This window comes from Brevibacterium iodinum ATCC 49514 (genome assembly GCF_900169265.1).
GTDB lineage: Bacteria > Actinomycetota > Actinomycetes > Actinomycetales > Brevibacteriaceae > Brevibacterium > Brevibacterium iodinum.
Window position 1 is genome coordinate 90,697 of sequence record NZ_FXYX01000012.1, and the last position, 8,476, is coordinate 99,172.

Here is an 8,476-nt window from a genome sequence, read left to right on the forward strand (position 1 = left end):
GTCGCGGCGATCCGGTTCAGCCGGCGAATCGATGATCGGCTGTGAGATCCTGCGTGATCCTCGCCGAGGCGGTCCGTAGGACCCGCATGATCGCGGGCACACCTTTCCGGTGCTCCGAATCGATGACGACGCCAAGCCCGGCGATCGCCGCCCCGCCGGCGTCGAAGACCGGAACCGTGATGCCCGTCGTGCCCTCATCGATATGGCCGGACAGTTCGGCGAAATGGTGAGAGCGGATGGAAGTGAACATCTTGCGCAGAGTTGCAGGATCCGTTGTCGTCTTCTCCGTGATGGCAGACAGCGGCCCCCGCAGATACGCCTCACGAACATGTTTGGGCGCATAAGCCAAGAGCACGAGTCCACAGGACGATGCATGAGCCGGCAACCGACCGGCGGTCTTCGACCGGTGGATGACCGCATTCGGCGCCGACATGCGCTCGATGATGAGCACCTCTCGCCCCCGCAGGATGCCCAGCTGCGTGTTCTCACCGACAAACTCATGCACTGCCATCATGTGCGGTCTGGCCACCGAAGCCAGATCGACGGCATCGGAGGCGCGGTTCGACAGCTCCCACATTCCGACCCCGATCCGGATGCGCCCTGTGGGGTCGCGCTGGAGCAGATCATGCCGCATCATCTCGCCTACCAGGCGGTACGCCGTCGACTTCGGCAGCTCGGCACGCTCAGCGATCTCCTCGGTGCTCAGGCTCTGATGATCCGGGTTGAAGGATGCGAGCACGCGCACGAGCCGATCGATCATCGAGTCGCCGGAAGGAGAGTTCGCCATGCCTCGGATTCTAGCGGCTCTCCATCGAAATTCTCAATGAATGGGAGCGCTGTGGCTTCGGGTGGTGCGGGTCACTACTCTGACGAGAGGTGCACCACAGTCCCGCCCCGACAAAGAAGTGAGGACAGACAATGACTGATTTCCTGGGAACCGACTGGCACGAGAAGATCTTCACCGGCACCTGGACCGCCGGCTCCGGAGAGACCTACGACGTCATCGAACCGGCCACCGGTGAGACCCTCGGCCGCCTCGGTGCCGCCAGCGCCGACGACGTCACCGCCGCCGCAACGCGTGCCGCCGCAGCACAGAAGGAATGGGCGAAGGCCACTCCGGCCGAACGGGCCGCAGTGCTGCGACGTGCCGGCGCCCTGTGGGCCGAACACGCCGATGAGCTCTCCGGATGGATCATCCGCGAAGCCGGCTCCATCCCGCCGAAGGCCGCACTCGAGCTCTCCTCGGCCGAAGCCATCTGCTTCGAATCCTCCGCCCTGCCCAGCCACCCCAAGGGCCAGGTGCTCAGCTCGAACGAACCCCGCTGGTCCTTCGCCCGCCGAGTGCCCGCCGGAGTTGTCTCCGTCATCGCCCCGTTCAACTTCCCCCTCATCCTCGCCATGCGCTCCGTCGCCCCGGCCCTGGCCCTGGGCAACGCGGTCCTGCTCAAGCCGGACCCCCGCACCGCCGTGTGCGCCGGAGTGGCGATCGCGAAGGTCTTCGCCGAGGCGGGACTGCCCGAAGGACTGCTCCAGGTCCTGCCCGGCGGCCTCGACGCCGGTGAAGCCGTCGTCGCCGCACCCGAGGTCTCCGTCATCTCGTTCACCGGCTCCACGGCGGCCGGACGCAAGGTCGGCGAAGCCGCCGGTCGCCTCCTCAAGCGGTGCCACCTCGAACTCGGTGGAAACAATGCGCTCGTCGTCCTTCCCGGAGCCGAAGTCGGTCCGGCCACCTCCGCGGGGGCCTTCGGATCGTGGATGCACCAAGGCCAGATCTGCATGACCACAGGCCGCCACCTCGTCCACGAATCCATCTACGACGACTATGTCGAACAGCTGGCCGAACGCGCCCGCAATCTGCCGGTGGGCAACCCCGCCACCGAGGAGGTTGCGATCGGACCGATCATCGACGAGAAACAGCGCAGCCACGTTCGCGACATCCTCGACAAAGCCACCGCCGACGGCGCCACACTCGTCGCCGGAGGGCCGGGCGAAGGGGCCTTCGTCCCGCCCACAGTGCTCACGGATCTCAGCCCCTCGAACCCCGCCTGGGCGCAGGAGATCTTCGGACCCGTCGCCCCGGTGGCCCGCTTCTCCACCCTCGAAGAAGCCGCCGAGATGGTCAACGCCAGCGAATACGGGCTCTCGCTCGGCATCCTCGGCGATGTGGGTCTGGCCATGGACCTGGCCGACCTCGTTGACACCGGGAAGATCCACATCAACGAACAGACCGTCTCCGACGAGGCCAACGTCCCCTTCGGCGGGATGAAGGACTCCGGCAACGGATCCCGTTTCGGCGGGGCTGAGGCCAATATCGAAGCCTTCACCGAAACCCAGTGGGTGACGATGCGCTCGTCCATCGCGCCCTACCCGTTCTGACCTGCACGACAACACCCCGGAGACACCGATGCCCGCAACCACCCCATCCGCATCCATGACCGGTTCCACCTCGGCGGGCCGCTGGCCGGCCGTCCTATGTTGGCTGGCCGTCGCTTTGGAGGGCTTTGACCTCGTCGTCCTCGGCGCGGTAATCCCCGAACTGCTGGCCACCGAGGCCCTCGGATTCACCCCCGAGGCGGCCACCATGGTCGCCACCCTCAGTCTCGTCGGCGTCGGCCTGGGTGCGGTGTCCGTGGGTCCGGTCGTCGACCGGATCGGACGACGGTGGGCGATCATCGGCTGCGTCATCGGCTTCAGCGTCTTCACCCTGCTCGTCGCGTTCGCTCCGAACGTCGCACTGTTCACCATCTACCGGTTCATCGCCGGACTGTTCCTCGGTGCCGTGATGCCCAGCGCGCTCGCCTATATCAGCGAGTACAACAAGTCGGGCAAGACGGGTAAGGCCACGACCCTGACGATGACCGGCTACCACGCCGGCGCCGTCGCGATCTCCCTGCTCGCCGTCGCCTACTCCCACAACTGGCATCTGCTCTTCCTCGCCGGCGGAATCGCGGGCCTGGTCATGGTTCCCCTCCTGATCTGGAAGCTGCCAGAATCCGAGGTCTTCCTCATCGCTCAGGAACTCAAGCGCAACCCCGCCGCTGCGCAGGCGAAGGACGCAGACGCCGCCGATCCGGCAGGCACTGTCGACGCACAGGTGAAGACCGGAATGGCCGGACTCTTCTCAGGCAAGCTCGCGCTGGTGACCATCGGCGTGTGGGCGGCAAGCTTCATGGGACTCCTGCTGGTCTACGGACTCAACACCTGGCTGCCGAAGATCATGGCCGACGCCGGCTACGAGGTCTCTGATTCCCTCGTCATGCTCTTCGTCATGAACATCGGCGCCGTCGTCGGACTCGTCCTGGCTGGCTGGTTGGCCGATAAGCACGGAACGAAGAAGATCGTGCTCATGTGGTTCGTCCTCGCAGCGGTCTTCCTCGCCGCGCTCTCGATTCCGATGACCAGCCAGATCCTGCTCAACATCGCCGTGTTCATCACCGGAGTCTTCGTCTTCTCCGCCCAGGTGCTCGTCTACGCCTTCGTCTCCGCCATCTATCCGGCACAGGCGCGCGGAACCGCATTGGGCATGGCCTCGGGAATCGGCCGCATCGGCGCCATCGTCGGCCCCTTCATCACCGGTGCCCTCGTCACTGCCGGAATCGCCTACCCGTGGGGCTTCTACCTCTTCGCTGTCGTCGCCGTGCTCGGCTTCGCCGCCATGGCGATCGTGCCCAAATCAGTGAAGTGATGTCAGCGGGGTTGGCTACGCTGAGTCCATGACTCGGTGGATCGATGCCTCGTTCGTTCGCGGCGGCACAAGCAAGGGACTCTTCTTCAGCGAATCCGCGCTGCCGTCGCTGAACTCGGATGGGGACATGGCGGAGTGGGACAAGATCTTCTGCCAGGCGATGGGCTCGCCCGATCCGTTCGGCCGTCAGCTCGACGGAATGGGCGGGGGAATCTCCTCGCTGTCGAAGATCGTCGTCGTGGCCGCCTCGGCGAGGGACGGGGTCGACCTCGACTACACGTTCGGTCAGGTCTCCGTCACCGAGGCGACCGTCGACTACTCCGGCAACTGCGGAAATCTGTCCTCCGGGGTCGTGCCCTTCGCACTGTCGGAGGGGCTGATCTCCGCAGCCGATGGACGGCATGTCTTCCGGCTGTTCAACACGAACACGCAGAAACTCGTCGACGTCGGACTGGGCGTCGTCGATGGGCAGGCCGACGGTGCGGGCGATCTGGTGCTGCCCGGAGTCAGCGGAACGGACGCACCGGTCGAACTCATCTACCCCGATCCGGCCGGCAGCCGCACCGCCGGACTCCTGCCAACGGGTAAGGCAGCCGAGTCCATCACTGCTGGTGGGGCGATGTTCGAGGTCAGCCTCGTCGATGCCACCCTGCCCGTCGTCATCGTCCCGGGGGCTGCGATCGGACTCAAGAGCACCGAATCTCCGGAGGAGATCGACGCGAAAGAGCACGCGATGGGCATGATCGAGCAGCTGCGCCGCAACGCCGCCGTGCGCATGGGGCTGTGTGAGTCGCCGGAGGACGCACCGGACGTCGTGCCGAAGGTCGCCGTGGTCACCGCCACAGAGCCCACCCGACTGCTCGACGGAACGATCCTGGCCGCCGAGGAGGCCGACCTGCCCGTGCGAATGATCTCCATGGGGCAGACGCACAAAGCCGTGCCCGGAACCGGAGCCATGTGCCTGGCCGCGGCCGCGCAGATCCCGGACACGATCATCAACCGCATCATCCGGCGCTCCCGGCCCGGGGCAGTCGGGCCGGAAGTGCGGCTGGCTACCCCGTCGGGCGTGGTCACCGCCGGTGCCGTCTTCGACGCGGACACAGTGACGGCCACCTCCCTCTTCCGCACGGCACGAGTGCTCATGCGAGGGCAGGTGGCCGTCACCGACTAGGTGTCACCAACCGTTGTGGCGACCGTTCTTCCCTGCGTTCTTGCCTCCGGGGTGGTCGCCGTCGCGGCTGCCCCAGTGGTTGCCGTTCTTTCCGCCGTTCTTCCCCGCGTTCTTTCCGCCGGGGTGGTCGCTCGAACCGTCGGCGTTCGCATCATCGCCTGCGCCGTCGGCGGAACTTGCAGCATCCGAGTCGTCGGCAGCGCCGGCCTCACTGTTACCGTCGTCGTCCCCGCCCTCATCTGAGGAGTCGAAGAGACCGACGACGACCGGATCATGGTCGGAAGCCCGGAACTGGTCCGGCGCGTAGAGGTCGGCGATGTTGTAGTTGAAGCGGCTGTATTCGAGCGCCAGGGACTCGACCGAGTTGATGTTCCAGACATCGGCCCCGGTGACGGAGTCGAAGGCCGTCGCATCAGTGCCTGCACCGTGCGCTTCGTCCGAGGCGTCGAGAGCGAGGACGTGGTCGAGGCTGCCGGTGCGCGAGCCATAGACATACGTGGATTCGTCTGTCTTCTCCGCCGCGATGTCCTTGTATCCGGCCTCATAGAAGACCTGCATCGGGTCCTCCTGAGTGTAGGAATTGAAATCGCCGAGGAGGTAGACCAGGTCGCTGCTCGTTGCCTCCTGCTGATCGCCAGCGAACCCGACGAGCGCTTCGGCCTGCTTCACCCGGTCGGCGTTCGACGCGCCCTGACCGTCGCCGGAGTCCTCGTTGCCCGGACCTGAGCCCGACCCCTTGGATTTGAAGTGGTTGGTGATCGTCACGAAGGTCTTGTCCTTCTCGACCTCACCGGAGTCGTCCTTCGGAGCGAACGCCTGGGACAGGGGTTCGCGAGCGTTGGAGAACGCATCCTGATCGTCAAGGATCGTGGACTCGTTCTGCGGGGCCACCTCGGCGGGTTGGTAGATCAGGGCCGTGCGGATGACGTCCTCATCGGACGGGACCGCGGACGGGGATTCGACGAAGTCCCATTTCTGGGTCCCGGCCGCCTCGTTGAGGCGTTTGACCAGTGTCGCCAGCGCGTCATCGCGGTCCTTGCCGAAGGCAGCGGAATTCTCGATCTCCATGAGCGAGACGACCGAGGTGTCGAGCTTGTTGATCGCGGTGACGATCTTCGTCTCCTGCCGCTTGAGGCTTTCCGCGTTCGCGGCACCGCGGGCATCGCAGCCGCTGCGGACGGTGATGTGGTTGCCTTCGCGGTCGTCGTAGTACTGGCACCCTGAGAGCTGGTCGCCTGTGGTGGTGAAGTAGTTGAGCACGTTGAAACTGGCGAGGCTGACCTGCCCGCCGACGGCCTCGGGGGCGTCGGTGCGGGTGTCGGTGAACGTGGTCGGCTGCACCGCCTCGGCGTTGGTCCCGGTCAGACGAGTCGTCGGCTGGAACCGCCACTTCTCGTGATCGAAGCCGAGCACCACCGGGGAGGTGAAGGTCGCCTGAGCGCCGACGCGGACGGGTGCGTCCTGGCTCAGGTACGGCAGGGGAACGTCCTTGTCGTTCTTGACGAAGTTCACGGTCGAACCGTCGTCGAGGACGACCTCGCGTTCGAGGTTGTCGGCTTCGAGGGCCTTCGCCTCGGGGGTAGCGGGGCGGTGAACGTCGGTGGGCTGGGGCAGTGTGCCGTCACCGGTGGCGAGGACGACCTCACCGTACGTGTTCGTGTTGTAGTTGTCGGCCACGGTCAGCGATTCGCTGGGCTGGACGAGCATGCCTTCGAGCGATTCGCGCTTCTCATCTCCTGCAGGAAAGGCGTCTTCGACGGGTTTGACCGCCTCGGCGGGTTCGTCGACCGTTTCGAGACCGGACGCAGATACGGAGATCTGGGTCTGTCCGTAGTGTTCGGACACGGTGCCGGTGACCTCGACGTGGTCGTCGATGCTGATATCGGCCACAGTGTCGGGGGAGTAGACGAAGATGCCGTCGGAGGCGGCACCGTCTTCGCGGTCGGCTCCGCCGGTGCCGGGGGTCTGGATGTAGTAGCCGTTCAGTCCGCCCTCGGGGTAGGCGGCGGTGACGACGCCGCGGGTGGTCACGGTCTTGCCCTGCAGCGGGCTGGAGTCAGTGGTGCCTTGGATATCGGCGATCGGGGTGAGGCCCTCGGGATCCGGTCCGGGATCTTCACCACCGTCGCCATCGCCCTCGGGAAGGGCGTTCGGGGTCGGGGCCGCGGACTTCCAAGTTCCGTCGATGAGCTGGATCGACTGGCCGGACGCCGCGGTGGCTCCGGTCGGGGTGGCTTCCTGTCCGATGACGGCGGCCGGAGTGAAAGTGTTCTTCGCCCCGGTCACGCCCTTGCCGCCGATGACTCCGCCGATCTGTTCGAAGTCGATGAGCGTGCCGGTCTCATCGATGGCGAAGGCACTCGCTCCGTAGCTGCCGTCGGCTGCGGAGCCGGAGTTCACGGAGTTCGTGATCGGCACGTCGACGGCGAGTGCTCCGGAGTCGCCGACGGTGGAGTTCGCAGGCAGGGTGGTCGTGTACTCCTGTGCCTGGACGGAGCCGCCGCGGGTGACGGACCCGAAAGTCCAGCCGGAGACATCGGTGCCGGGATCGGCTGCGATTTCGATGAAGTCCGAATCGACGGTGTAGGCGATCTCGGAGATCTGAACGTCGTCGGCTGCTGCGTCTGGTGCCGGTGCTGCTGTGGCGGGAGCCAGCGGGAGGCTCAGCCCGGCGACGAGGCTGATCGCCGCCGCGGAGGACATTATGGTCGTGACTTTCATGGGGACCTTTCGAACGGATGAGCGACTGTGCACATCGTGACGATCCACGTGCGCGGTCCCTTACACACTAGCGGTCCTCATCTCGACATCGACGGCGAAGATGTGAACAGTTTGTGAACAGTCGGACAGTCCGCTGAACGTCACAGATGGGACCGATCCTACACGCTCACTTCCAACCCACCTTGCCTCCCAGAACTACCTGACGGCTGTGAGTCTTGGTAGTGGCTGGTCTGGGACCGGCTGGCAGAGTAGGTGTTGGCCTCTCCATCCCGTGATCGTGACTCAACCTGGCGGTGACCCACCCCCTTTTGGTGGTGTCTTCGGGCCGATTTGTCCGATCACATGGGTGGTGCGGCCGGCACCGACTCGGCCCACCTCGGTAACTTGATCAGAAGGCTGTCTGCCCCTTTGCCGGGGGCATGACTCATCACAGTGTTGTTCCGAAGTGACCTCATCCCGGACCGGTACCGGCCGCAAGCGGCCGCACAACCTATCGGTCAAACAGGGAGCTTCGAACCGCCATGTCCATTGTCGCGCACTTATACAACTTCTTCATCGGCGTCGATACACACGCCAGAAAACACGTCTACACGATCATTACCAACACCGGCATCCTCGTGGCTACCGGCAGCTTCCCGACATCTCGGGCCGGCATCAAACGGGCCCTGACCTGGGCCGGCCGGTGGACGAAAGGTGACCTCGACACTCTGTGGGTCGTGGAAGGAACAGCCTCCTATGGTGCGGTGCTGACCGGTCATATGGGACTGCTGAAGGTTTGGTTGACTCCTGGGTTTATGCCGCCAGGGCGACGGCCTTTTGGTGAACAAGCTCGTATTCAACCGGGGTCAGTTTACCCAAACGTCGCTGTCGACGCTTCCGGTGATAGGTCCGCTCGACCC

At 65.2% G+C, this 8,476-nt stretch carries 6 protein-coding genes; 4 read left to right on the plus strand and 2 right to left on the minus strand.

The window, feature by feature from the left end; genetic code table 11:
* Positions 1–16: 16 nt before the first annotated feature.
* Positions 17–787 (minus strand): IclR family transcriptional regulator, encoded by a 771-nt coding sequence (locus BI49514_RS09865; RefSeq protein ID WP_101546379.1) that lies wholly within the window; start codon positions 785–787, stop codon positions 17–19.
* Positions 788–918: 131 nt separating this feature from the next.
* Here BI49514_RS09865 and BI49514_RS09870 point away from each other — a divergent pair, with 131 nt between their 5' ends.
* Genes BI49514_RS09870 through BI49514_RS09880 form a run of 3 tightly spaced genes read left to right on the plus strand, consistent with a single transcriptional unit; the run spans position 919 to position 4,856 of the window.
* Positions 919–2,376, plus strand: coding sequence for a benzaldehyde dehydrogenase (locus BI49514_RS09870; RefSeq protein WP_101546380.1), 1,458 nt, complete (start codon positions 919–921; stop codon positions 2,374–2,376).
* Between the two features lie 28 nt (positions 2,377–2,404).
* Positions 2,405–3,685 carry an MFS transporter gene (locus BI49514_RS09875; protein WP_244195011.1) on the plus strand — a complete coding sequence of 427 codons (1,281 nt, stop codon included), beginning with the start codon at positions 2,405–2,407 and terminating at the stop codon, positions 3,683–3,685.
* A gap of 28 nt (positions 3,686–3,713) precedes the next feature.
* Positions 3,714–4,856, plus strand: a complete 1,143-nt coding sequence (locus BI49514_RS09880; protein ID WP_101546382.1) for a PrpF domain-containing protein — start codon at positions 3,714–3,716, stop codon at positions 4,854–4,856.
* Positions 4,857–4,859: 3 nt separating this feature from the next.
* On the opposite strand, the gene BI49514_RS09885 is transcribed toward BI49514_RS09880, so the two are convergent.
* Positions 4,860–7,577, minus strand: coding sequence for an ExeM/NucH family extracellular endonuclease (locus BI49514_RS09885; RefSeq protein ID WP_145996203.1), 2,718 nt, complete (start codon positions 7,575–7,577; stop codon positions 4,860–4,862).
* 521 nt (positions 7,578–8,098) lie between these two features.
* On the opposite strand from BI49514_RS09885, the gene BI49514_RS17390 reads away from it, so the two are divergent.
* The coding region (locus tag BI49514_RS17390; RefSeq protein ID WP_219618452.1) for an IS110 family transposase at positions 8,099–8,476 on the plus strand (378 nt) is incomplete at its 3' end.